Source organism: Pseudomonas sp. CBS, from assembly GCF_024734645.1.
Lineage (GTDB): Bacteria > Pseudomonadota > Gammaproteobacteria > Pseudomonadales > Pseudomonadaceae > Aquipseudomonas.
In genome coordinates, this window is the sequence record NZ_CP102929.1 from 3534435 (window position 1) to 3557507 (window position 23073).

Genomic DNA, 23073 nt, shown 5'->3' on the forward strand with positions numbered 1-23073 from the left:
CCTAAGTGGCGGCGCTTTCACCCTCAACCATGTGCAACAACCGCAGTTGCAGCACCTGCTGCAAAGCCTCAAAGCGTACTGGCTTGGCCACTCGGTCAGTGACACCCACACCATGGCAGCTCTCACGCTCCGGGGCTTGCAAGGAGGTGCTCAAGGCGATCACCGGCAACTCGCCACAGCCGGGCAATGCACGGATCTGGCAGCACAGCGAGAACCCGCCTTCCGGCACATCCAGCAGCACCGCATCAAAGGTGTCACTCTGCAACAGCGCCAGGGCGGCCGGTCCGTTGTCGACGGTTTTCACGCGGTAACCGAGCTTGAGCAACATGCCGCGCACCACCAATTGCGCCACGCTGTTGTCGTCCACCAGCAGCACCGTGCACTCCTGAGGCGTACGTTGTGCCCTCGGCACTCGTCGCACGGGCTCAGGTTGTATCGGGCTGACGGCAAGTTCCAGCTGGAAGCGACTGCCGCGCCGAGGCTCGGAATTATGGGTGAGGCGGCCTCCGAGCAACTCGATCAATTGCCGGCAGATCGCCAGGCCAATGCCCATGCCGCCGTATCGGCGAGTGGTCGAGCCATCGAGCTGGAAGAAGCGCTGATAGAGGGTCGCTTCATCGAGGTAGGCGAAACCGATGCCGGTGTCGGTGACAATAAAGGTCAGGCGCAGGGTTCCGTCCGCCTGGGGCACGCCAACCACCCGCACACGTACCGAACCCTCGTGGGTGAACTTGAAGGCATTGTCCAACAGGCAATCCAGGCATTGCGCCAGCTTGCCGGCGTCACCGTTGATGCGGTCCGGCAGGTCCTCCGCCAGATCAATGGAGAACTCCAGGCCCTTGCTCTGGGCGCTGGCAGCAAACTGCTGGCGCAAGGTGTCGAGCAACCCGCGCAGGCTGAACACCTGGGGTTGCGGGCTAAGGCGCCCGGCCTGCAATTCGGTGAGGGTGAGAATGCCGTTGACCATGCGCATCATCTCGCGCGCCGCACCAGCGGCGGTTTGATGGTACTGCGCAAGGTCGCCCGGCAGCGGCTCGGTCTGCATCAATTCCAGGGAGCCGATCACACCGTTCATCGGAGTGCGCAATTCATGGGTCAAGGTGGCGAGAAACTCGTCCTTGAGCTGATTGCTGCGGGCCAGTTGCGTGTTCAGTACTTCGAGCTTCTGGCTGGCATCAAACAGGATTTGCGCCTGTTGCTCGCGCATCGAATTGATCCGGTCGGCCAGGGCCAGGGACAGCAAAGCCACTTCGAGTGCCGAGCCGATCTGGCTGGCGTACATCGTGAGGAACACATTGGGCAGATAGCCCAGAACCATCATGGTATTGACCACGCCGCCCAACAGGAACGCAGTCCAGGCAATGATGAAGTAGCGCGCCATCCGCTGGCCGCAATACCAGGCCTTGATGGCTGCCACAAAGATGGTCACGGTGAACACCAGCGCCAACCCGGTGGCCAGGCGCAAGGCGAGCGCATAGCTGGTGCACAGCGCCAGCACCATCACCCCCGCACCGCAAACGGCCAGCGCCACCAGCAGCCGGTTGATCCAGCGGCTGTAAAGTGCGGTGTGCAGGAAGCTGCGGGCAAACAGGCTGCCGAACAGCGCCGCCGAACCGATCAGAAAGGGAACCGCCGCATTCGCCCACCATGGATTGTTGGGCCAGAAGTACTGCACGGCCACGCCGTTGACCGACAGCTGATACAGGCCGAACGAGGCGATATACAGGATGTAATAGAGGTAGCTGGTGTCACGCACGCTCAGGTAGATGAACAGGTTGTAGATCAGCATGCCGAGCAACACGCCGTAGATCACACCCAGCACATAGAGGCGCAGTGGCTGTTCTTCGAGGTACGCGGTGGTCGACCAGAGGGTCAGCGGCGCCTGGATCGAGCCTTGGCTTTGCAGGCGCAGGTACAGGGTTTCCCGTTGGTCAGGCGCAAAGTCGAGCTTGAACAGGTAGTTGCTCTGACGAATTTCGCGGCTGGAGAACGGCAAAATGCTGCCGGTGCGCGACACCAGTCGATAGTTGCCGACGCTGTCGGGCTGGTACAGCTCCAGTTGGTTGAGCGGCGGATAGGCCAGTTCCAGCAGCCAGTTGCGCGAGGCTTCCGGGTTTTTCGGACGGTAATGAAGGTCGACCTTGAGCCAGAACACCGAGCGCGAATAGCCGGCATTCAGGGTAGCTTTGTCATGGGGTTTGAAACGGCTGGCCAGGATCGGGGAGCTGATATCGCCAATCGTCAGGGCACCCGTTGGGTCTTCAAGGACTTGCATCACTTGGCCCAGGGGCAGGCGGGAGGTGGACTCGTTGAACTCGACTGCGCCGGCCAGCATCGGCAGCCCGCTCAACAGTAACATCAGCAAATAGCGCATAGAGCCCCAGCGTGACCTGTCCGGTATGTCAAAAGCCTCCATTCCTTTTGAGTAGACGTATACCGGCGATACAGTTATTGGTTTTAATCCACTCTAGCATAGCCATTACAGGCCAAAAGACACCATTGAAATAATTTTTTGAAAGGCTCTAGAGCGGGCATTACAGAGCATTTGACCTGCTTTCGACGATGATAGCAAACAGCCATTTCAGTCTGTTCATCCGTTAAAAATTCAACCATCGCCCGACAGCCACCCAAAAAGCGTTTGGTGGTAAGCTCGCGCACCATGAATATCTACAGCTCTCGCCCCGTTGTCCTCTGTCTCTCCGGCCATGATCCCAGTGGTGGCGCCGGCTTGCAGGCAGATATCGAAGCCCTGCTCGCCCAGGGTTGCCATGCGGCCCCGGCCGTCACCGCGCTGACCGTGCAGAACACCGTCAACGTCAGCGATTTCCGCGTGCTGGACCGCGAGTGGGTGCTGGCCCAGGCCAACGCCGTGCTCGGCGATTCCGAAGTGGCGGCCGTGAAACTGGGCATGCTCGGTTCCCTGGAAATGGTCGACACCGTGGTCGAGCTGCTCAAGGCGCACCCGCATCTGCCGGTGGTCTGCGACCCGGTGCTGCGCGCCGGCGGCGGCGGCAGCCTGGGCAAGGACGAGGTTGGCTACGCCATGCGCGAGCGGCTGTTGCCGCTGTCGCTGATTGCCACGCCGAACCTGCCCGAGGCACGCATCCTCGCCGAACTGCCCGAAGGCACGGCGGACCAGTGCGCCGCAAAGCTGCTGCCCTTCATCAAGCACCTGCTGATCACCGGCGGCCACGGCGACGAGCACGAAGTGCACAACCGCCTCTACAGCCGCGACGGCACACACCAGACCTTTACCTGCCAGCGCCTGCCCGGCAGTTATCACGGTTCCGGCTGCACCCTGGCCAGCGCATTGGCCGGTCGACTGGCGCAAGGCGAAGGTTTGGTCAGCGCAGTGCAATCGGCCCTCAACTACACTTGGCGCACCCTGCGTGACGCTGAACAACTCGGCCAGGGGCAATTCGTGCCTCGTCGTCTGCCGTTGGATTTCTGCTCGTAACACCAAGAGGCCTGCCCGATGAAACTACGTGGCCTTTATGCCATTACCGACAGCCAACTGTTGGCCGGCAAGTTCCTGGCCTACGTCGAAGCGGCGTTGGACGGTGGCGTGACCCTGCTGCAATACCGCGATAAAAGCAGCGACGAAGCGCGCCGCCTGCGGGAAGCCGAAAAACTGCGGGAGCTGTGCTCGCGCTACAAGACGCAACTGATCATCAACGATGACGCCGAACTGGCCGCGCGCCTCGGCGTCGGCGTGCACCTGGGCCAGACCGACGGCCCGCTGACTCCGGCCCGCGCGCTGCTGGGCTCCAAGGCGATCATCGGCTCCACCTGCCACAGCCAGATCGAACTGGCCGAGCAGGCTGCCAAGGAGGGCGCCAGTTACGTCGCCTTCGGCCGCTTCTTCAACTCCAACACCAAGCCCGGCGCCCCGGCGGCCACCGTTGAACTGCTGGCCCAGGCCCGCACGCGGTTGCACCTGCCGATCTGCGTGATCGGCGGCATCACCCTGGAAAACGCCGAGCCCCTGGTAGCCCACGGTGCCGACCTGCTGGCGGTAGTCCACGGCCTGTTTGGTGCCGACAGCACCCAGGAAGTCACGCGCCGCGCCCGCGCCTTTAACGACCTTTTAAAATCTTGAATTCAGAGAACACGATCATGTCCCGTTCCGAAACCCTGTTTGCCGATGCCCAGAAACACATCCCCGGCGGTGTGAACTCCCCCGTGCGAGCGTTCAAGAGCGTTGGCGGCACACCATTGTTCTTCAAGCATGCCGAAGGCGCCTACGTCACCGACGAAGATGACAAGCGCTACGTCGACTACGTGGGTTCGTGGGGCCCGATGATCCTCGGCCACAGCCATCCGGACGTACTGGACGCGGTGCGCCAGCAGCTGCAACACGGCTTGTCCTACGGCGCACCAACCGCCATGGAAACCGAGATGGCCGACCTGGTCTGTTCCATCGTGCCGTCCATGGAGATGGTGCGGATGGTCAGCTCCGGCACCGAAGCCACCATGAGTGCGATTCGCCTGGCCCGTGGTTTCACCGGCCGCGACAGCATCATCAAGTTCGAAGGTTGCTACCACGGCCACTCCGACAGCCTGCTGGTCAAGGCCGGCTCCGGCGCGTTGACCCAGGGCGTACCGAGCTCCGCCGGGGTGCCGGCCGCGTTTGCCAAACACACCCTGACCCTGCCGTTCAACGACATCGCTGCCGTCGAGCAGATGCTCAGCGAAGTTGGCCAGGAAGTGGCGTGCATCATCGTCGAGCCGGTGGCCGGCAACATGAACTGCGTGCCGCCGGCGCCGGGTTTCCTGGAAGGCCTGCGGGAACAGTGCGACAAGCACGGCGTCGTGCTGATTTTTGATGAAGTGATGACCGGTTTCCGTGTTGCTCTCGGCGGCGCCCAGGCTTACTACGGCGTCACGCCGGACCTGAGCACCTTCGGCAAGATCATCGGTGGCGGCATGCCGGTGGGCTGCTTCGGCGGCAAGCGCGAAATCATGCAGCACATCGCGCCGCTGGGCCCGGTGTACCAGGCAGGCACCCTGTCGGGTAACCCGCTGGCCATGGCCGCCGGCCTGACCACCCTGCGCCTGATCAGCCGCCCGGGCTTCCACGCCGAGCTGACCGACTACACCACTCGCCTGCTGGACGGCCTGCAACAGCGCGCCGATGCGGCCGGCATTCCGTTCGTGACCACCCAGGCGGGCGGCATGTTCGGCCTGTACTTCAGCGGCGCTGACGACATCGTCACCTTCGACGACGTGATGGGCAGCGATGCCGACCTGTTCAAGCGCTTCTTCCATCTGATGCTGGAAGGTGGCGTGTACCTCGCCCCGAGCGCTTTTGAAGCCGGCTTCACCTCGATCGCCCACGGTGATGCCGAGCTGAAACTGACCCTCGATGCCGCCGAGCGCGCCTTCGCCGCCTTGAAATAAGCGGCGCAAAAATCCGACGTCGCCCCTGGCGGCGTCAGATTTGCTACTTTGCTTACAGGCATTTCCGTCTTTTTTCGAGAATTCACCTGCAATCCGGCAGATAACTTGCCCACGCAGCAGAAAAACGAGTAAAGACTTTGTAAGCAGGTGCCTGCTTATTTCATAATGCGCGCTTATTGGATCCCCCCGTGGGTCCCGCGCCCCGTCAGAGGTAAGTCGATTCCCATGAAACGCACCGGCCGCACCCTGGTTCTGGGCTGCCTGTTGCTCCTTCAGCCGCTGCTGGCGTTTGCCCAGGCAGGCGGCAACTCGTTGTTAATCCCAGCGATGGGTCGTTGCACCCTCAATACCCAGCCAGAAAGCCAGGCCGAAGCCCTGAGCGCGTGCCAGAAACAGGCCGATGGCGGGGATGCGCAGGCGCAATACGAGTTGGGCGAGTACTTCTACGACAGTAAAAATCCCGCACGCGACCTCAACAAAGCCTTGAGCTACTTCGAGAAAGCCTCGTTGCAGGGCCACGCCCAGGCGCAATTCCAGCTGGGCACCATGTTTTTCCACGGCGAAGGCGTACCGGCCAATAACGTTCAGGCGTACATCGTGCTGAAAATGGCGGCGGTCAACGGCGCCGAAGATGCACTGGACACGGCCGACGAAGTGGCCGAGCACATGCAGCGGGACGAACTGGAAGTGGCGACCCAGGTGCTGGGGCAGATTTTCCGTAACTACCTGCAGGAACTGCAGAGCGCAGATGGCAGCTCGCCATTTTCGCCACTTCCCTGAGTTTTGTAGCGCCTTTACTGCCGCCTTCGCGAGCAAGCCCGCTCCCACACTCGACTGTATTCCAAAGGTGGAACTCGGTCGAAAGTGGGAGTGGGCTTGCTCGCGAAAGGGTCGACGCGGTCTAAAGCCTTACTTCTCAGGCATCGGCATCGGAAACGGCATGACATTGCTCATGCCACGGGCTTCGCTGATTTTCGGCGTGCCCAGGCGCTCGACTTCATCGATGCGCACAATCGAATGCATCGGCACAAAACTGCGCACCACGCCCTCGAACTGAGCCTTGAGTTTTTCCTCGCCCGGGTCGACGACCAACTGTGTGCGCTCGCCAAAGACGAACTCTTCCACTTCCAGGAAGCCCCACAGATCACTTTGATAGATCTGCTTGGCGTACATTTCGAACACCTGGCCCTGGTTAAGGAAAATCACCTTGTAGATTGGAGCTTCACGTTTGGTCATGGTGGGCGGGTAACACATCGGGGGATATAAAAGAGGGCGCGAACTATAGCATGGCGTCCGATGCACAGTGCTAGGAACCTATCGGCATGCCCCCTATAATGCGCGGTTCTTTACCACCAGTTGACGATCCCCATGGCCAAGAAGCTTTACATCGAAACCCACGGTTGCCAGATGAACGAGTACGACAGCTCGCGCATGGTCGATCTGCTGGGTGAACATCAGGCCCTGGAAGTCACCGCCCGCGCTGAAGATGCCGACGTGATCCTGCTCAATACCTGCTCGATCCGCGAGCGGGCCCAGGACCGGGTCTACTCGCAGCTGGGCCGCTGGCGCGAACTGAAACTGGCCAACCCGGACATGGTGATCGCCGTCGGCGGTTGCGTGGCCAGCCAGGAAGGCGCCGCCATTCGCGACCGCGCACCGTACGTCGACGTGGTGTTCGGCCCGCAAACCCTGCACCGCCTGCCGGAAATGATCGACGCCGCGCGCATCACCAAGCTGCCGCAAGTCGACGTCTCGTTCCCGGAAATCGAAAAATTCGACCATTTGCCCGAGCCGCGCATCGACGGCCCGAGCGCCTATGTGTCGGTCATGGAAGGCTGCAGCAAGTACTGCACCTTCTGCGTGGTGCCCTACACCCGCGGCGAAGAAGTCAGCCGCCCGTTCGACGACGTACTGGCAGAGATCATTCACCTGGCCGAGAACGGCGTGCGTGAAGTGACGCTGCTGGGGCAGAACGTCAACGGCTATCGCGGCCAGACCCATGACGGGCGCCTGGCGGACCTCGCAGAGTTGATCCGCGTGGTGGCGGCCGTCGACGGGATCGAGCGGATTCGCTACACCACTTCGCACCCGCTGGAATTCTCCGACAGCCTGATCCAGGCCCACGCCGAAGTGCCGGAACTGGTCAAACACCTGCACTTGCCGGTGCAATCAGGCTCGGACCGCATTCTCTCGGCGATGAAACGCAACCACACCGCCCTGGAGTACAAATCCAAGCTGCGCAAATTGCGTGCGGCGGTGCCGGGGATCTGCATCAGCTCGGACTTTATCGTCGGCTTCCCGGGTGAAACCGAGAAAGATTTCCAGCAGACCATGAAGCTGATCGAAGACGTTGGTTTCGACTTCTCCTACTCGTTCGTCTACAGCCAGCGCCCGGGCACCCCGGCGGCGGATCTGGCGGACGAGACTCCGGAAGCGTTGAAGAAAGAGCGCTTGAACGCCCTGCAGCATCGCCTCAATCAACAAGGCTTCGAGATCAGCCGACAGATGGTGGGCTCGACCCAGCGCATCCTGGTGACCGACTACTCGAAAAAAGACCCTGGCGAATTGCAGGGCCGGACCGAGAACAACCGGATCGTAAACTTCCGCTGCGATAATCCGACACTGATCGGGCAGTTCGCCGACGTGCACATTGACGCGGCACAACCGCACTCGCTGCGCGGCTCGCTGATCCAATAAACCAAGTTTCTGTAGGAGCGAGCTTGCTCGCGAAAAACCTGAGGGCACCGCGTATATTCAGGCTGCAAGCGGTATCGTTGACGTTTTTCGCGAGCAAGCTCGCTCCTACAGAATCGCCCTCAGCCAAGATGCTCCGTTTAAGTGCTTTCGCACCCGGCCTGCTGGCGTTATCCTTGATTTCATCTTAATTGCCCCAGGGCGGCTAAAAACGACCTTGAACGCACCCATAGAACCACATCGTTTCCTCCTCGAGCCCTTTGAGGCTCGCCGTTTCGCCAATCTGTGCGGACAGTTCGACGAGCACCTGCGCCTGATCGAACAACGCCTGAGCATCGAGATCCGCAACCGCGGGAATCAATTCGAGCTTATTGGTGAACCCCAACACACCACCTCGGCAGAAAACCTCCTGCGCCGCCTCTACCGGGAAACCAAAGGTAGCGAGCTGTCGCCGGAAACGGTGCACCTGTACCTGCAGGAATCCGCCGTGGAAGACCTGGCGAATAACCCGGTAGCCGAAGCCAGCGTCGCGTTGCGCACCAAGAAAGGCATGATTCGCCCTCGCGGCTTGAATCAGCAGCGCTACGTCAAAGAGATCCTGGGTAACGACATCAACTTCGGCATCGGCCCTGCCGGTACCGGCAAGACCTACCTGGCCGTGGCCTGTGCGGTCGACGCCCTCGAGCGTGAGCAGGTGCGACGCATCCTGCTGGTGCGCCCGGCGGTGGAAGCCGGCGAAAAACTCGGTTTTTTGCCCGGCGACCTGGCCCAGAAGATCGACCCGTACCTGCGCCCGCTCTACGACGCGCTCTACGAGATGCTCGGCTTCGAATACGTGGCCAAGCTGATCGAGCGCCAGGTGATCGAGATCGCCCCGCTGGCCTACATGCGCGGCCGCACGCTGAACAACAGCTTCATCATCCTCGACGAAAGCCAGAACACCACCGTCGAGCAGATGAAAATGTTCCTGACCCGGATCGGCTTCGGCTCAACGGCCGTGATCACCGGCGACGTCACCCAGGTCGACCTGCCCAAAGGCACCAAGTCGGGCCTGGCCCAGGTGATCGACGTGCTCAAGGACGTGCCGGGGATCAGCTTCACGCACTTCATGCCCAAAGACGTGGTCCGTCACCCGCTGGTGCAGCGCATTGTCGAAGCCTACGAGCGCTTCGAACACCGCGATGACCAACCGGCCAAGGACACTCGCCGCGATGCTTGAGCTTGACCTGCAGCTGGCCACCGAAGCGCCCGCCCCCAGCGAAGAACAGTTCCGCCAATGGTGCGCCCTGGCCCTGCGCCAGCGCACCGCCGACTCGGAACTGACCATTCGCCTGGTGGACGAGCCCGAAGGCCGTGAACTGAATCACACCTGGCGACAAAAAGACTACGCGACCAACGTGCTGTCGTTTCCCGCTGACGTTCCCGACGAGTTACTGGACATCCCACTGCTGGGCGACCTAGTGATCTGCGTCGAAGTGGTCGAGCGTGAAGCGGCAGAACAAGGAAAGGAACTTGAAGCCCATTGGGCCCATCTAGTCATCCACGGCTGCTTGCATCTCTTGGGTTACGACCATATAGACGATGACGAAGCCGAGGAAATGGAAGCACTGGAACGAACGTTGCTTGCAGAACTGGGTCATCGCGACCCGTATGCAGATGACGAAATTGAAACTACACCTAACTGAAACAACAAAGGATTTAGAGTAATCGCTATGAGCGAAGACCGATCGAGCAACGGGCAAAAGTCATGGCTGGGGAAACTCACCCAGGCCTTTGCCCACGAGCCGAAAAACCGCCAGGAGCTGCTGGAGCTGCTGCGCGAGGCACATCAGAACAAGTTGCTGGACAGCGAAGCGCTGGCCATCGTCGAAGGCGCTATCCAGGTCGCTGACTTGCAGGTGCGGGACATCATGGTTCCGCGCTCGCAGATGGTCAGCATCAAGGCGACCCAGACCCCACGGGAATTCCTCCCGGCCGTCATTGATTCGGCGCACTCGCGCTACCCGGTGATCGGCGAAAGCCATGACGACGTCATGGGCGTCCTTCTGGCCAAGGACCTGCTGCCGCTGATCCTCAAGGAGAACGGCGACAGCTTCAACATCAAGGACCTGCTGCGTCCTGCCACTTTCGTCCCCGAATCCAAGCGCCTGAATGTGCTGCTGCGCGAATTTCGTGCGAACCACAATCACATGGCCATCGTGATTGACGAATACGGCGGTGTGGCCGGCCTCGTGACCATCGAAGACGTGCTGGAACAGATCGTCGGTGACATCGAAGACGAACACGATGTGGAAGAAGACAGCTACATCAAGCCGCTGCCCAGCGGTGACTTCCTGGTCAAGGCCCTGACGCCGATCGAGAACTTCAACGAGTTCTTCGACAGCGAATTCTCCGACGATGAGTTCGACACGGTTGGCGGCCTGGTGATGAGTGCGTTCGGGCACCTGCCCAAGCGTAACGAGACCACGGAAATCGGTGCCTATCGCTTCCGCATCCTGAATGCTGACAGCCGCAGGATCCACCTGATTCGTCTGACACCTATTGCCCGCTAAGGACTGACATGCGCCGTATGATTGCACCCGACTGGCCCGGTAACCTGCTGGCCGTGGTGGCCGGCGCCATCACCACCCTGGCGCTGGCGCCGTTCGACCTCTGGCCGTTTGCGCTGGTAGCCGTCGGGTTCTTTTATGCGGGATTGCGTGAACTGACACCACGCCAGGCCTTGGGCCGTGGCTGGTGTTTCGGTTTCGGCCTGTTTGGCGCCGGTACCAGCTGGATTTACTACAGCATTCACCATTTTGGCGGCGCTTCGGTGCTGCTGGCTGGCATGCTGATGCTGGCGTTTACGGCGGCAATAGCCTGGTTCTTTGCCCTGCCCGCCTGGCTCTGGGCGCGCTGGCTGCGTCGCAATGAAGCGCCATTGGCCGATGCCCTGGCCTTCGCGGCACTGTGGGTTGGCCAGGAAGCGTTTCGCGGCTGGTTCCTCACCGGCTTTCCCTGGCTTTATTCCGGTTACAGCCAGCTCGACGGCCCTCTCACCGGCCTCGCGCCGCTGGGCGGGATGTGGCTGATTTCCTTTGCCCTGGCGCTGACCGCCGCACTGATCTGCAACCTGCCGCGCCTGCTGGCGGCTAAGCGCAACCTGTTCATCGGTGCCGGCTTGCTGCTGTTGGTGGCGCCGTGGGCCATCGGCCTGGCACTCAAGCATCACGCCTGGACCAGCCCCTCTGGCGCGCCGCTGACCGTGGCGGCCGTCCAGGGTAACGTCGAACAAAGCATGAAGTGGGACCCCGAGCAGTTGAATGCGCAGCTCGCGCTGTACCGCGACATGAGCTTCAGCTCCAAGCCCGTCGACCTGCTGGTATGGCCGGAAACCGCTGTGCCGGTGCTCAAGGAATCCGTCGAGGGTTACCTGGGCATGATGGGCAAGTTCGCTGCCGACCGGCACACCGCGCTGATCACCGGCGTGCCGATCCGCCAGGAAGTGCACCACCAGAAGCGCTTCTTCAATGGCATCACGGTGGTGGGCGAAGGCGACGGCACCTACCTGAAGCAGAAGCTGGTGCCGTTTGGCGAGTACGTGCCGCTGCAGGACATGTTGCGCGGCTTGATCGCGTTCTTTGACCTGCCGATGTCGGACTTCGCCCGCGGGCCGTCCGACCAGGCGTTGTTGCAAGCCAAGGGCTATCAGATTGCGCCATTCATTTGCTATGAAGTGGTGTACCCGGAGTTCGCCGCCGGCCTGTCGGCCCGTAGCGATTTGTTGCTGACCATTAGCAACGACACCTGGTTCGGCCGCTCCATCGGCCCGCTGCAGCATTTACAGATGGCCCAGATGCGCGCCCTGGAAGCCGGTCGCTGGATGATTCGCGCCACCAACAATGGCGTGACCGGCCTGATCAACCCGTATGGGCAAATCACCGTGCAGATCCCGCAGTTTGAGCGCGGGATTCTCTACGGTGAGGTGGTGCCGATGCACAACCTCACGCCGTATCTGGAATGGCGCTCGTGGCCGTTGATCATCCTGTGCCTTGGCCTGTTTGGCTGGGCGCTGTTGGCGGGGCGGATGTCGAAAACGGTTTAACAGGCATACTCGGACAATGTGGGAGCGGGCTTGCTCGCGAATGCGATCTGTCAGTTAAAGCACCAGTGACTGACACACTGCATTCGCGAGCAAGCCCGCTCCCACATTTGACCGGCGGTATTACCTGTAAAACATCCGGTAGCCCACCTGCCCCACTGCTTCATTCAGCAACTGCCCGCTCTGCCAGATTGACTTGAATTCCGGCATCCAGCCACCCAGTGGCCGGGCATTGTCTAAACCGAGAAACCCCACCGGCGCCGGAACCACCGTAAATCCGGCCTTTTCGAAGCTCCAGCGCGAGCGCGGCATGTGCCAGGCCTGGGTTACGACGACCACTCGCTTGATCCCCTGCGGCAATAAAATCTCGGCGCTCATCTGCGCGTTTTCCCAGGTGGTACGGCTGCGCTCTTCCTTCCAGCGCACGCTCACGCCAAAGTCATCCTGCATCGACACCGCCATCAACTCCGCCTCACTCGGTGGCGTGCCGTAGTGCAAACCACCGCTGGTCAGCACCGGCAAGCCCGAAGCCTTGGCCAAACGGGCCGCATAGCGCTGGCGCTCAAGACCGATACCCGTGGGCTGATCGGAGCCCCACGCCGGATCCCCGCGCTCACGCCCGGAACCCAGCACCACAATCGCATCAGCCCGCTGCGCCAGGGTCGCCCATTCGTCACGGGCCAACGGCGGCTCGGTCTCCAGCGCCTTTGCCCCCCATTGCACCACCACCGGCAGGCTCATCAACCACATCCCACCGAACCCCAGAGCAAAGCACACCGCCGCCAGTCGCGGCCGGCTGCGACGAAACCACCAGGCAAGCGCCAGCAACAGCAAAAGAATGCCGGGCGGCAACAGCAATTGTTTAATGAAGTAACGAATAGGCATCGGGCATCTCCAAAGATGCCCGAAGCCTAAGGTGTAACGAGGTTTAGCGACAATCTTTACAAGAACAAACGTTGAGAAGGCTACAGATCACTAACGCGGTACTTCACTTGAAACGCACGGACCGGAGTTTTTCCGGGCTGCGACCGGCCGAGAAATCCTTGAGCCATACCACCTTGGCCGAGCGCGAAAACTCCTGGGCTGGCGGGGAGGCCATGCCATGGGGCGCGCGATGCTCATTTAACTCCAGATACACCCTGATCACGTCCAGCTCTGCCTGGCTCAAGCCACGCAGTTCCAACTCCAGAGGCCGTTCATCACACAATCGGCCCGCGGTTTTTGCTGCATCCAGTGCTCGACCCAAACGGTCGATCAGCCCTTCGTACACCTGCGGTTTCGTTAAAGTCCTCTGCGAATCAACCATCCCTCACCTCATTGAAGATAAGACCCACTCCCCACTAAACAGCGTAGTCCTGCTGGCCCCGCCTGCCCGACGCCGCGACCAACGGCCTCGGCCGCGCAATCAGGGTTTCCCTCGATAGAGTGGGGTCATGTATGCTACGGCGCTTCCTGTAACTCCACTTCCCGCAGGGTTTGGGCACGGACGCGCCGCTTTTTGGTGTCGATCAACCTGAACGTTGCACCGAAGAGGATTAGGCCACCCCTATTCAGTTCAAAAGTAGCCATGCACGAACAATATCAGCCCCGTGAAATAGAAAATGCCGCCCAGTCGTTCTGGGATGAGCAAAAGTCCTTTGAAGTCAGTGAACAGCCAGGCAAGGAGACTTTCTATTGCCTATCGATGTTCCCTTACCCCAGCGGCAAGCTACACATGGGGCATGTGCGCAACTACACCATCGGCGACGTCATTTCCCGCTATCAGCGCATGCTGGGCAAGAATGTCCTGCAACCCATGGGTTGGGACGCCTTCGGCATGCCGGCGGAAAACGCCGCGATGAAGAACAACGTAGCGCCCGCCAAGTGGACCTACGAAAACATCGCCTACATGAAGACCCAGCTGCGCAGCCTGGGCCTGGCGGTGGACTGGTCCCGCGAGGTGACCACCTGCAAGCCTGATTACTACCGCTGGGAACAATGGCTGTTCACTCGCCTGTTCGAAAAAGGTGTGATCTACAAGAAGAGCGGCACCGTGAACTGGGACCCGGTGGACCAGACCGTACTGGCCAACGAACAAGTGATCGACGGCCGCGGCTGGCGCTCCGGCGCGCTGATCGAAAAGCGCGAAATCCCGATGTACTACTTCAAGATCACCGCCTACGCGGATGAACTCTTGTCGAGCCTCGACGATTTGCCGGGCTGGCCCGAGCAGGTCAAGACCATGCAACGCAACTGGATCGGCAAGTCCCGTGGCATGGAGGTCAAGTTCCCCTACGCGCGAACTTTAGAGGGCACCCCTTACAAAGTGCCGTATGGCAACGATGAGTGGTCCGAAACTCTGTCGGTGTACACCACTAGACCTGACACTTTGATGGGTGCGACATATGTGGCTGTAGCCCCCGAACACCCTCTAGCAACATTTGCTGCTAAGCGTCCTGAAAATGCAGATCTTGCGGAATTTATCAACGAATGCCGCCGAGGCGGTGTTTCGGAAGAATCCATTGCAACTCAAGAAAAGCGTGGAATGTGGACGGGTAACTCGGTAAGACATCCGCTAACAGGGGAGCTTTTACAGGTTTGGGTCGCTAACTACGTACTTATGCACTATGGCGATGGCGCAGTAATGGCGGTCCCGGCGCACGATGAGCGGGATTTTGAATTTGCTACGACGTATGGTTTGCCGATCAAGGCTGTAGTCAAAACCAGTGCCGGGGATGAAACCCCAGCACCGTGGCAAGACGCCTACGGCGAGCATGGCACCCTGATCAACTCCGGCGAGTTCGACGGCCTGGATTTCGAAGGGGCGTTCGACGCTATCGAAGTCGCGCTGATCAAGAAAAACCTCGGTGCCTCGCGCACCCAGTTCCGCCTGCGTGACTGGGGCATCAGCCGCCAACGCTACTGGGGCTGCCCGATCCCGATCATCCACTGCGAAACCTGCGGTGACGTGCCGGTGCCGGAAGACCAATTGCCGGTCGTGCTGCCGGAAGACGTGGTGCCGGACGGCGCCGGTTCGCCCTTGGCGCGCATGCCTGAATTCTACGAATGCACCTGCCCGAACTGCGGCGCCCCGGCCAAGCGTGAAACCGACACCATGGACACCTTCGTGGAGTCCTCGTGGTACTACGCCCGCTACGCCTCGCCGCACTATGAAGGCGGCCTGGTGGAAAAATCCGCGGCCGACCACTGGTTGCCGGTAGACCAGTACATCGGCGGTATCGAACACGCCATCCTGCACCTGCTGTACGCGCGCTTCTTCCACAAGCTGATGCGTGACGAAGGCCTGGTGAGCTCCGATGAGCCGTTCAAGAACCTGCTGACCCAGGGCATGGTGATTGCCGAAACTTACTACCGTCGCGAAGCCAATGGCGCCTACACCTGGTTCAACCCGGCGGACGTCGAGCTGGTGCGTGACAGCAAGGCCAAGGTGATCAGCGCCAAGTTGATTTCCGACGGCCTGCCGGTGGAAATCGGCGGCACCGAGAAGATGGCCAAGTCGAAGAACAACGGCGTCGACCCACAGTCGATGATCGACCAGTTCGGCGCAGACACCTGCCGTCTGTTCATGATGTTTGCCTCGCCGCCTGACATGAGCGCCGAATGGTCCGACTCCGGCGTAGAGGGTTCGCACCGTTTCCTCAAGCGCGTCTGGCGCCTGGCGCACGCCCATGTGAGCCAGGGCTTGCCGGGCAAACTGGACGTGGCAGCCTTGAGCGATGAGCAAAAAGCCATTCGCCGCAGCACCCACCTGGCCATCAAGCACGCCAGCCAGGACGTGGGCCAGCACCACAAATTCAACACCGCCATCGCCCAGGTGATGACGCTGATGAACGTGCTGGAAAAAGCACCGCAGGCCACCGAGCAGGACCGCGCGCTGGTACAGGAAGGCCTGGAAACGGTCACCCTGCTGCTGGCACCGATCACGCCACACATCTGCCACGACCTGTGGAGCCGTTTGGGCCACAGCGGCGCCGTCATCGATGCCGGCTGGCCGGTACAGGATGACAGCGCCCTGGTACAGGACACGCTGCAACTGGTGATTCAGGTCAACGGCAAGCTGCGTGGCCAGATCGACATGCCAGCCAGCGCCAGCCGTGAAGAAGTCGAAGCCGCCGCCCGTGCCAATGAGAACGTGCTGCGCTTCACCGAAGGCCTGACGATCCGCAAAGTGATCGTGGTGCCCGGCAAACTGGTCAATATCGTCGCTAGCTAATCGGATCGGGCGCCAAGGGAATAACCCTGGCGCCGAACAAAACCTCCAGGGCCTCGATAAGGCCCACATGGTTTCAAGGGGAGCATCAAAATGATCAAACGCAATCTGCTGGTTATGGGCCTTGCCGTGCTACTGAGCGCTTGCGGCTTCCAGCTGCGCGGCACCGGCCACACCGAACTGGCGATCAAGGAACTGGACGTCACCGCCCGTAACTCCTACGGCGAGACCGTTCAACAGCTGCGCCAGGTCCTGGAAAGCAGTGGTGTCAAAGTCTATTCAGGCGCAGCTTACAAACTGAACCTGGTGGATGAGAAAGAAGATCAGCGCAACCTCAGCTACGCCAGTGCCGGGCGTGCTTCGGACATCGAGCTGAGCACCACGCTCTTCTTCGAAATCCAGGGCCATGACCACCTGCCGCTGATGGGCGACAAGATCCAGGTACAGAAAGTCGTGAGCCACGACGGCAACAACCTGGTGGGTTCGGACTCCGAAACCATCCAGGTGCGCAAGGAAATGCGTCGTGAGCTGGTGCAGCGCATGGTTCTGCGCCTGCAACTGATCACCCCGGAAAAACTGGATCAACTGCAGCAAACGGCAGATAACAAGGCCAAGGCAGATGCCGATGCGCTGAAAGCGGCGCAAGAGTATGAAAACAGCCAGCCTAAACAGTCGCCTGTCGAAGTCCCAGCTGAGTAAGCCAGACGGGGCGCCTCAGGCGCCCCGTTCGCCCCGCCTATGAAACTTGCCCCCGCCCAACTCGCCAAGCATCTGCAAGGCAACCTCGCGCCCGTCTACATCGTCAGCGGTGATGACCCGCTGCTGTGCCAGGAGGCTGCGGACGCGATTCGCACGGCCGCCCGGCAACAGGGCTTCGATGAACGCCAGGTATTCAGCGCCGACGCCAGTTTCGACTGGGGCACGCTGCTGCAAGCCGGGGCGAGCATGTCGCTGTTTGCCGAAAAACGCCTGCTGGAACTGCGCCTGCCTTCGGGCAAGCCCGGCGATAAAGGCGCGGCAGCATTGATGGAGTACTGCGCACGCCCTGCCGAAGACACGCTGCTGCTGATCAGCCTGCCCAAGCTTGATGGCAGCGCGCAAAAAACCAAGTGGGGCAAGGCGCTGGTGGAAGGCGGTCAGACCCAGTTCATACAGATCTGGCCAGTGGACAGCAGCCAGCTGCCGCAGTGGATCCGTCAGCGCCTGTCACAATCCGGGCTGAGTGCCAGTCAGGACGCCGTAGAGCTGATCGCGGCGCGGGTGGAAGGCAACCTGTTGGCAGCCGCCCAGGAAATCGAAAAGCTCAAGCTGATGGCTGAAGGCGGCCAGATCACCGTCGAAACCGTACAAGGCGCCGTGGCTGACAGCGCGCGCTTTGACGTATTTGGCCTGGTGGACGCGATCCTCAACGGCGAACCCGCCCACGCCTTGCGCATGCTCGAAGGGCTGCGCGGCGAAGGCGTCGAGCCACCGGTGATTCTCTGGGCCCTGGCCCGGGAATTACGCCTGCTGGCCAATATTGCCCTGCAATACAGCCAGGGCATCCCGCTGGACAAAGCCTTCAGCCAGGCACGGCCACCGGTGTGGGACAAGCGCAAACCGCTGATCAGCAAAGCCCTGCAACGGCACTCGGCGCAACGCTGGGCGCAATTGCTGCTCGAGGCCCAGCGCATTGACGCGCAGATCAAGGGCCAGGCGGCTGGATCGCCGTGGATGAGCTTGAGTCGTTTGTCACTTTTGATGTCAGGACAGCGCTTGGCGCTGCCTGCTGAATAGTCCTACGTATCGCTGGGCTGGACAGAATCCAAACTTCGGCCGATGATTCGCACCGCATCATCAACCCGCCAAAGAGTACCCATCATGAGCAAAAAGCCATCCAAGCATGGCCCCAACAAGGCCAAATCCATCATCGCCCAGCCGTTGTTCCGCAGTCGCCAGGAACGAGCCGGCAAAGGCAAAGGCAGCTACCGCCGCGAAGCCTTCCAGTCTAATAGCTGGGAGGCTTCTTACTTTCTGGCTGCCTGAAGGCAAGCGCCCCTCTGGCATGATAAGGTCTGTACCTGATTCGTACTCCCTGGACCTGTGCATGCCCTCTAGTCTTTCCCGTCGTTGGCACCTTCGCCAACTGATCGCTGCCTCCAGCCTCATTCTGTTAGTCGCCTGCGCGGAAAAACCCACCGCCGCCGATGCTCAACCCCTGCCCCCGCTCCAGACTGCACCGGTAGCCGCGCCTGCCGTCGTTGCGCCACTGGCGGTGGACAACCTTGATATCCAGCCGACCCAGACCTTTGCCGAATGGCAGGCAGGCTTTCGCGTGGAAGCCCTGAAGGCAGGGATCACGCCCCAGGTTTTCGACACAGCCTTCGCCAATGTCGTACCCGACATGGCGGTGATCCGCGCCGACCGCAGCCAGCCGGAGTTCTCCCGCCCGGTGTGGGAATACCTGGATGGCGCCCTGTCCCCACTGCGTGTCCGTAATGGCCAGGCGTTGCTGGTGAAGTACGCCGACATCCTGCAACGCATTGAGGATCGTTATGGCGTCGACCGCCAGGCGCTGGTCTCGGTGTGGGGCATGGAAAGTAACTTCGGCCAGTTCCAGGGCAACAATTCAGTGATCCGCTCCCTGGCGACCCTGGCGTATGAAGGCCGTCGCCCGGCGTTCGCCCACGCTCAACTGCTGGCGGCGCTGCAAATCATCCAGCATGGCGACATCGCCGCTGACCAGATGAAAGGCTCCTGGGCCGGCGCCATGGGCCAGACCCAGTTCATCCCGACCACCTACAACACCCACGCCGTGGACTTCGACGGCGACGGTCGCCGCGATATCTGGAACAGCCCGGCCGACGCCCTCGCTTCCACCGCGCACTACCTGCAAAGCTCCGGCTGGCAGAAAGGCCAGCCGTGGGGTTTTGAGGTGCAGCAACTGCCGTTGAATTTCGATTACGCCTTGGCCGATGGCAGCGTGCGTAAAACCGTAGGCGAATGGCTGAAGCTCGGCATCCAGGTACCGCCTGGCGCCAGCGTGCCGGCCAACGTCGACCAGCTTTCTGCCGCCCTGCTGCTGCCCGCCGGCTATCGTGGCCCGGCGTTCCTGGTGCTGGATAACTTCCGCGCGATCCTCAAGTACAACAACTCGTCGTCCTATGCGTTGGCGGTTGGCTTGTTGTCGGAACGGTTCGGTGGCGGTGGCGTGATTCGTGGGGGCTGGCCGAAAGATGAACTGCCGTTGAGCCGCTCACAGCGGATTGATTTGCAGACGGTGCTCAGCGCTCATGGTTACGATGCGGGCAACCCGGACGGGATCATCGGCGCCAACACCCGCAAGGCGATTCGTGCGGCACAGCAATCGCTGGGCTGGCCGGCCGATGGGTATCCGACGGTGAAGTTGCTGGAGTCGCTGCAAAGCCGATAGATCGGCGTATGGCTGCTACCGCATTCGCGAGCAAGCCCGCTCCCACATTTTGACCGTGCACTTCCTGAAGGAACGCGATCGAAATGTGGGAGCGGGCTTGCTCGCGAAGAGGCCTTTATCGGCGCTACAAATCTCAGGCCTTAAACACCACATCCTGCTCCAACACCAACCGCCTCTCCCCCGCATCCAACCGCACCCTCGCGCCCATCGGCAAGGTCAGGTTCGGATTGCAGTGCCCACTGCGCCAGCCGGACAGTACCGGAATGCACAACGGCTCGAAGGTCTGCTTCAGCAATCGCTCAAGTGCAGCACTATCAACGCCCGCTACATCCCCCACCACTACACCCGCCACCTGCGCCAACTTGCCGGCCAGGCGCAAATGGGTGAGCAACCGATCAATGCGGTACAACGGCTCGTTAACATCTTCGATAAACAGAATGATGCCCTCGGCATCAATCTCATACGCCGTGCCCATCACCGCTGCGATCATCGATAGATTGCCGCCCAGCAGACGCCCACAGGCGATGCCCGGCTCGACGGTGGTCAACGGGTAGGCCACCGGGTGAGTCAGCTGGCTACCGGCTTTCACCTGCCCCCGCAGCATGCTGAACAGCGACGACTCGGTAGGTTGTTGCTTTTCGCCCAACAGGTCAGCGTTGTACATCGGCCCGTGGAAGGTGACGAAACCGGCATAGCGGTTGATCGCCAGGTGTAACGCGGTGATATCGCTGTAGCCGACAAATGGCTTGGGATTGGCCCGCAGCAGGTCAAAGTCCAGGCGGTCCAGCAGGCGTGGGGTGCCGTAGCCGCCGCGCAGGCAGAAAATCGCGTCGATGGACGGGTCGGCGAACGCCGCGTGCAGGTCATTAAGGCGTACGTCATCGCTGCCGGCCAGGTAACCATCCCGCTCGCCTACACCCGGGAAAATCCGTAGTGTGTAGCCCCGGGCGCGCATCCATTGCGTGGCCTTGTCGATATCCAGCTCGGCCGGCCCGGCAGGGGCAATCAGCCCGATCACGCCTTCGGCGCGCAGCGCAGGTACCGCACAAGTGGTCAATTGAGTCGTCATCCATGGTTCTCCTCGTGTGGATTGCCCAAGGCACTCTAAACAGCAATGGTTGCAAACAGAAGAGGATGACTTAACCGCAACCTGTAGGAGCGAGCTTGCTCGCGAAGGTCGTAAACGATAACGCGCGCATCCTGGATGCGCGCGGTGCTCTTGAGTTCTTCGCGAGCAAGCTCGCTCCTACAGTGAGGGCGAGACTTACGAAACCAGGCTGGCCTTGACCAGTTTCGCCTGCTCGTCGGCGTGGTACGAGGAACGTACCAGCGGGCCGGAAGCGACGTTCTTGAAGCCCATCTTGTAGCCTTCTTCGGCAAACCAGGCGAACACGTCCGGGTGCACGAAGCGCTGTACTGGCAAGTGGCTACGGGATGGCTGCAGGTACTGGCCGAGGGTCAGCATGTCGATGTCGTGTTCGCGCATGCGCTTCATGACTTCGATGACTTCTTCGTCGGTTTCGCCCAGGCCCAGCATCAGGCCGGACTTGGTCGGAATGTGCGGCATCATCTGCTTGAATTTCTGCAGCAGGGTCAGCGACCACTGGTAGTCCGAACCCGGACGCGCAGCCTTGTACAGGCGCGGTACGGTTTCCAGGTTGTGGTTGAACACATCCGGCGGCTCGGCGGCGGTGATTTCCAGCGCCACGTCCATGCGGCCACGGTAGTCCGGGACCAGGGTTTCGAGCATCACGTTCGGCGACAGCTTGCGGATCTCGCGGATGCAGTCGGCAAAGTGCTGGGCACCGCCGTCGCGCAGGTCGTCACGGTCTACCGAGGTGATCACGACGTACTTGAGTTTCAGGTCGGCGATGGCGATGGCCAGGCTTTCCGGCTCGTTGACGTCCAGTGGCTTCGGCCGGCCGTGGCCAACGTCGCAGAACGGGCAACGACGGGTGCAGATGTCACCCATGATCATGAAGGTCGCGGTGCCACCGGAGAAGCACTCGCCCAGGTTCGGGCAGGACGCTTCTTCGCACACGCTGTGCAGCTTGTGTTTGCGCAGCAGGGCCTTGATGCGGTCGACTTCCGGCGAAACCGGGATACGCACGCGAATCCAGTCAGGCTTTTTCGGCAGTTCGGTGGTCGGAATGATCTTCACCGGGATGCGTGCAACCTTCTCGGCGCCGCGCAGCTTGACGCCGGCTTCTACCTTGGCACGCGGGGCCGGACGCTCGGTAACATCCAGCGTCGGGATCATGGTTTGCACTGCATCAGTAGTCATAATCAGTCGATTCCGCCCGTTAGGGTCGTCTGCTCAGCATAGTCGAGGTGTTTGACGAGCTGCGCGCGCAGCCGGGCACTTACCTCGGCAAATTCTAGTGGTGTTGCGTGATCACTCAACTGGGTCATCGCCAAACCGGCGTAACCGCAGGGATTGATCCGTCGAAACGGCGCCAGGTCCATGTCCACGTTCAAGGCCAGGCCATGAAAGGAACAGCCGTGGCGAATCCGCAGGCCCAGGGAGGCGATTTTCGCGCCCTCTACGTAAACCCCCGGTGCATCCGGCTTGGCCGCCGCGGTCACACCGTAGCTGACCAGCAACTCTATCAGGCATGACTCCATGCGACTGACCAGCTCACGTACGCCAAAACCCAGCCTGCGCACGTCCAGCAACAGATAAGCCACCAATTGGCCTGGGCCATGGTAAGTCACCTGCCCGCCGCGGTCGACCTGCACCACCGGGATTTCTCCCGGAAGCAGCAAATGCTCGGCCTTGCCGGCCTGGCCCTGGGTGAAAACCGGCGGGTGTTCCACCAGCCAGATTTCATCCGGGGCTTCGGTGCCGCGCTCGTTGGTGAACCGCTGCATGGCGTGCCACACCGGCTCGTATGCCATTTGGCCGAGCTCGCGAAAGCCCAGGGTCTGTGACATCACAACACCATGTGCACGAAGCCGGTGGCCCGCAGTTCGCTGTTGATGTTGTAGAGCTGGTCCTGGTCAGTCGCAACGATGTGCAACTGAATGGTGGTGTACTTGCCGTTGGTGCTTTGACGCTCATCCACGCGGTCATGGTTGATCGTTGCGTGTTTCTTGACGATCTCGATGATCTTGTCTTTGTTGCCCACACCCGTATCGCTGATCACCTTGACGGGATAGTCCACGTTTGGGAATTCGATCTTTGGCGCCTTTACTTCGGTATCGGTCATGGCGTAACGGCCTCGTAAGCGTAAGCCGTGGCGACGGGCATAACCCCGCGCCGGATCAGCGCGGGGT

At 61.0% G+C, this 23073-nt stretch carries 22 protein-coding genes; 14 read left to right on the plus strand and 8 right to left on the minus strand.

Features of this window, described 5'->3' with window-relative positions; translation table 11 throughout:
- Position 1: 1 nt before the first annotated feature.
- The gene (locus tag NVB75_RS16105; RefSeq protein ID WP_258348359.1) at positions 2 to 2374 is read right to left on the minus strand and encodes a 7TM diverse intracellular signaling domain-containing protein; all 2373 of its coding nucleotides are present in this window, start codon (positions 2372 to 2374) and stop codon (positions 2 to 4) included.
- 285 nt (positions 2375 to 2659) lie between these two features.
- Between NVB75_RS16105 and NVB75_RS16110 the strand changes: the two genes are divergently transcribed.
- From NVB75_RS16110 to NVB75_RS16125, 4 genes are all read left to right on the plus strand, one after another.
- Positions 2660 to 3457: a hydroxymethylpyrimidine/phosphomethylpyrimidine kinase gene (locus NVB75_RS16110; protein WP_258348361.1), complete on the plus strand. Its 798-nt coding sequence runs from the start codon at positions 2660 to 2662 to the stop codon at positions 3455 to 3457.
- 18 nt (positions 3458 to 3475) lie between these two features.
- On the plus strand, positions 3476 to 4099 hold the full coding sequence (thiE, locus tag NVB75_RS16115; protein ID WP_258348362.1) for a thiamine phosphate synthase: 624 nt from the start codon (positions 3476 to 3478) through the stop codon (positions 4097 to 4099).
- A 17-nt stretch (positions 4100 to 4116) separates the two neighbouring features.
- The gene (gene hemL, locus NVB75_RS16120) at positions 4117 to 5400 is read left to right on the plus strand and encodes a glutamate-1-semialdehyde 2,1-aminomutase (protein WP_258348363.1); all 1284 of its coding nucleotides are present in this window, start codon (positions 4117 to 4119) and stop codon (positions 5398 to 5400) included.
- A gap of 225 nt (positions 5401 to 5625) precedes the next feature.
- The gene (locus NVB75_RS16125) at positions 5626 to 6180 is read left to right on the plus strand and encodes a tetratricopeptide repeat protein (RefSeq protein ID WP_017476238.1); all 555 of its coding nucleotides are present in this window, start codon (positions 5626 to 5628) and stop codon (positions 6178 to 6180) included.
- A gap of 129 nt (positions 6181 to 6309) precedes the next feature.
- On the opposite strand, the gene NVB75_RS16130 is transcribed toward NVB75_RS16125, so the two are convergent.
- Positions 6310 to 6636, minus strand: a complete 327-nt coding sequence (locus tag NVB75_RS16130) for a DUF1820 family protein (RefSeq protein ID WP_003215457.1) — start codon at positions 6634 to 6636, stop codon at positions 6310 to 6312.
- A 132-nt stretch (positions 6637 to 6768) separates the two neighbouring features.
- Here NVB75_RS16130 and miaB point away from each other — a divergent pair, with 132 nt between their 5' ends.
- From miaB to lnt, 5 genes are all read left to right on the plus strand, one after another.
- Complete coding sequence (miaB, locus tag NVB75_RS16135) at positions 6769 to 8097, plus strand: tRNA (N6-isopentenyl adenosine(37)-C2)-methylthiotransferase MiaB (protein ID WP_076014076.1); 1329 nt, start codon at positions 6769 to 6771, stop codon at positions 8095 to 8097.
- A gap of 214 nt (positions 8098 to 8311) precedes the next feature.
- Complete coding sequence (locus NVB75_RS16145; protein ID WP_003215453.1) at positions 8312 to 9313, plus strand: PhoH family protein; 1002 nt, start codon at positions 8312 to 8314, stop codon at positions 9311 to 9313.
- Positions 9306 to 9779, plus strand: coding sequence for an rRNA maturation RNase YbeY (gene ybeY / locus NVB75_RS16150; protein WP_258348373.1), 474 nt, complete (start codon positions 9306 to 9308; stop codon positions 9777 to 9779). Before NVB75_RS16145 ends, ybeY begins: the two co-directional genes overlap by 8 nt.
- Before the next feature lie 27 nt (positions 9780 to 9806).
- On the plus strand, positions 9807 to 10646 hold the full coding sequence (locus tag NVB75_RS16155) for an HlyC/CorC family transporter (protein WP_003215451.1): 840 nt from the start codon (positions 9807 to 9809) through the stop codon (positions 10644 to 10646).
- Positions 10647 to 10654: 8 nt separating this feature from the next.
- Positions 10655 to 12178 (plus strand): apolipoprotein N-acyltransferase, encoded by a 1524-nt coding sequence (gene lnt, locus NVB75_RS16160; RefSeq protein WP_258348375.1) that lies wholly within the window; start codon positions 10655 to 10657, stop codon positions 12176 to 12178.
- A 120-nt stretch (positions 12179 to 12298) separates the two neighbouring features.
- On the opposite strand, the gene NVB75_RS16165 is transcribed toward lnt, so the two are convergent.
- Positions 12299 to 13060 (minus strand): YdcF family protein, encoded by a 762-nt coding sequence (locus tag NVB75_RS16165; RefSeq protein WP_258348377.1) that lies wholly within the window; start codon positions 13058 to 13060, stop codon positions 12299 to 12301.
- Between the two features lie 103 nt (positions 13061 to 13163).
- The gene (locus NVB75_RS16170; protein ID WP_258348378.1) at positions 13164 to 13481 is read right to left on the minus strand and encodes a hypothetical protein; all 318 of its coding nucleotides are present in this window, start codon (positions 13479 to 13481) and stop codon (positions 13164 to 13166) included.
- A gap of 261 nt (positions 13482 to 13742) precedes the next feature.
- Between NVB75_RS16170 and leuS the strand changes: the two genes are divergently transcribed.
- The 5 genes from leuS to NVB75_RS16195 all read left to right on the plus strand — a co-directional run bounded on the left by leuS (position 13743) and on the right by NVB75_RS16195 (position 19797).
- Positions 13743 to 16388, plus strand: coding sequence for a leucine--tRNA ligase (leuS, locus tag NVB75_RS16175; protein ID WP_258348383.1), 2646 nt, complete (start codon positions 13743 to 13745; stop codon positions 16386 to 16388).
- A 90-nt stretch (positions 16389 to 16478) separates the two neighbouring features.
- Entirely contained in the window at positions 16479 to 17084 is a 606-nt protein-coding gene (lptE, locus tag NVB75_RS16180; protein WP_258348391.1) for an LPS assembly lipoprotein LptE, read from the plus strand.
- Between the two features lie 39 nt (positions 17085 to 17123).
- Complete coding sequence (gene holA / locus NVB75_RS16185) at positions 17124 to 18161, plus strand: DNA polymerase III subunit delta (RefSeq protein ID WP_258348393.1); 1038 nt, start codon at positions 17124 to 17126, stop codon at positions 18159 to 18161.
- Between the two features lie 84 nt (positions 18162 to 18245).
- A complete protein-coding gene (arfA, locus tag NVB75_RS16190; RefSeq protein WP_003176285.1) occupies positions 18246 to 18410 on the plus strand; it encodes an alternative ribosome rescue factor ArfA in 165 nt (54 codons plus the stop codon).
- Between the two features lie 61 nt (positions 18411 to 18471).
- The gene (locus NVB75_RS16195; protein ID WP_258348394.1) at positions 18472 to 19797 is read left to right on the plus strand and encodes a lytic murein transglycosylase; all 1326 of its coding nucleotides are present in this window, start codon (positions 18472 to 18474) and stop codon (positions 19795 to 19797) included.
- 133 nt (positions 19798 to 19930) lie between these two features.
- Here the strand turns inward: NVB75_RS16195 and NVB75_RS16200 are convergent, their stop codons facing one another.
- The 4 genes from NVB75_RS16200 to NVB75_RS16220 all read right to left on the minus strand — a co-directional run bounded on the left by NVB75_RS16200 (position 19931) and on the right by NVB75_RS16220 (position 23006).
- Complete coding sequence (locus NVB75_RS16200; RefSeq protein ID WP_258348396.1) at positions 19931 to 20866, minus strand: LD-carboxypeptidase; 936 nt, start codon at positions 20864 to 20866, stop codon at positions 19931 to 19933.
- Between the two features lie 195 nt (positions 20867 to 21061).
- Positions 21062 to 22081, minus strand: coding sequence for a lipoyl synthase (lipA, locus tag NVB75_RS16210; protein WP_003215441.1), 1020 nt, complete (start codon positions 22079 to 22081; stop codon positions 21062 to 21064).
- Positions 22082 to 22083: 2 nt separating this feature from the next.
- Complete coding sequence (lipB, locus tag NVB75_RS16215) at positions 22084 to 22731, minus strand: lipoyl(octanoyl) transferase LipB (protein WP_258348397.1); 648 nt, start codon at positions 22729 to 22731, stop codon at positions 22084 to 22086.
- Positions 22731 to 23006: a DUF493 domain-containing protein gene (locus tag NVB75_RS16220; RefSeq protein ID WP_003215438.1), complete on the minus strand. Its 276-nt coding sequence runs from the start codon at positions 23004 to 23006 to the stop codon at positions 22731 to 22733. Before NVB75_RS16220 ends, lipB begins: the two co-directional genes overlap by 1 nt.
- Positions 23007 to 23073 lie beyond the last annotated feature (67 nt).

Bases quoted from the DNA above. Each gene is read 5' to 3' on its own strand.
- NVB75_RS16105 (WP_258348359.1), bottom strand. From the start codon at position 2,374: ATGCGCTATTTGCTGATGTTACTGTTGAGCGGGCTGCCGATGCTGGCC.
- NVB75_RS16110 (WP_258348361.1), top strand. From the start codon at position 2,660: ATGAATATCTACAGCTCTCGCCCCGTTGTCCTCTGTCTCTCCGGCCAT.
- thiE (WP_258348362.1), top strand. From the start codon at position 3,476: ATGAAACTACGTGGCCTTTATGCCATTACCGACAGCCAACTGTTGGCC.
- hemL (WP_258348363.1), top strand. From the start codon at position 4,117: ATGTCCCGTTCCGAAACCCTGTTTGCCGATGCCCAGAAACACATCCCC.
- NVB75_RS16125 (WP_017476238.1), top strand. From the start codon at position 5,626: ATGAAACGCACCGGCCGCACCCTGGTTCTGGGCTGCCTGTTGCTCCTT.
- NVB75_RS16130 (WP_003215457.1), bottom strand. From the start codon at position 6,636: ATGACCAAACGTGAAGCTCCAATCTACAAGGTGATTTTCCTTAACCAG.
- miaB (WP_076014076.1), top strand. From the start codon at position 6,769: ATGGCCAAGAAGCTTTACATCGAAACCCACGGTTGCCAGATGAACGAG.
- ybeY (WP_258348373.1), top strand. From the start codon at position 9,306: ATGCTTGAGCTTGACCTGCAGCTGGCCACCGAAGCGCCCGCCCCCAGC.
- NVB75_RS16155 (WP_003215451.1), top strand. From the start codon at position 9,807: ATGAGCGAAGACCGATCGAGCAACGGGCAAAAGTCATGGCTGGGGAAA.
- lnt (WP_258348375.1), top strand. From the start codon at position 10,655: ATGCGCCGTATGATTGCACCCGACTGGCCCGGTAACCTGCTGGCCGTG.
- NVB75_RS16165 (WP_258348377.1), bottom strand. From the start codon at position 13,060: ATGCCTATTCGTTACTTCATTAAACAATTGCTGTTGCCGCCCGGCATT.
- NVB75_RS16170 (WP_258348378.1), bottom strand. From the start codon at position 13,481: ATGGTTGATTCGCAGAGGACTTTAACGAAACCGCAGGTGTACGAAGGG.
- leuS (WP_258348383.1), top strand. From the start codon at position 13,743: ATGCACGAACAATATCAGCCCCGTGAAATAGAAAATGCCGCCCAGTCG.
- lptE (WP_258348391.1), top strand. From the start codon at position 16,479: ATGATCAAACGCAATCTGCTGGTTATGGGCCTTGCCGTGCTACTGAGC.
- holA (WP_258348393.1), top strand. From the start codon at position 17,124: ATGAAACTTGCCCCCGCCCAACTCGCCAAGCATCTGCAAGGCAACCTC.
- arfA (WP_003176285.1), top strand. From the start codon at position 18,246: ATGAGCAAAAAGCCATCCAAGCATGGCCCCAACAAGGCCAAATCCATC.
- NVB75_RS16195 (WP_258348394.1), top strand. From the start codon at position 18,472: ATGCCCTCTAGTCTTTCCCGTCGTTGGCACCTTCGCCAACTGATCGCT.
- NVB75_RS16200 (WP_258348396.1), bottom strand. From the start codon at position 20,866: ATGACGACTCAATTGACCACTTGTGCGGTACCTGCGCTGCGCGCCGAA.
- lipA (WP_003215441.1), bottom strand. From the start codon at position 22,081: ATGACTACTGATGCAGTGCAAACCATGATCCCGACGCTGGATGTTACC.
- lipB (WP_258348397.1), bottom strand. From the start codon at position 22,731: ATGTCACAGACCCTGGGCTTTCGCGAGCTCGGCCAAATGGCATACGAG.
- NVB75_RS16220 (WP_003215438.1), bottom strand. From the start codon at position 23,006: ATGACCGATACCGAAGTAAAGGCGCCAAAGATCGAATTCCCAAACGTG.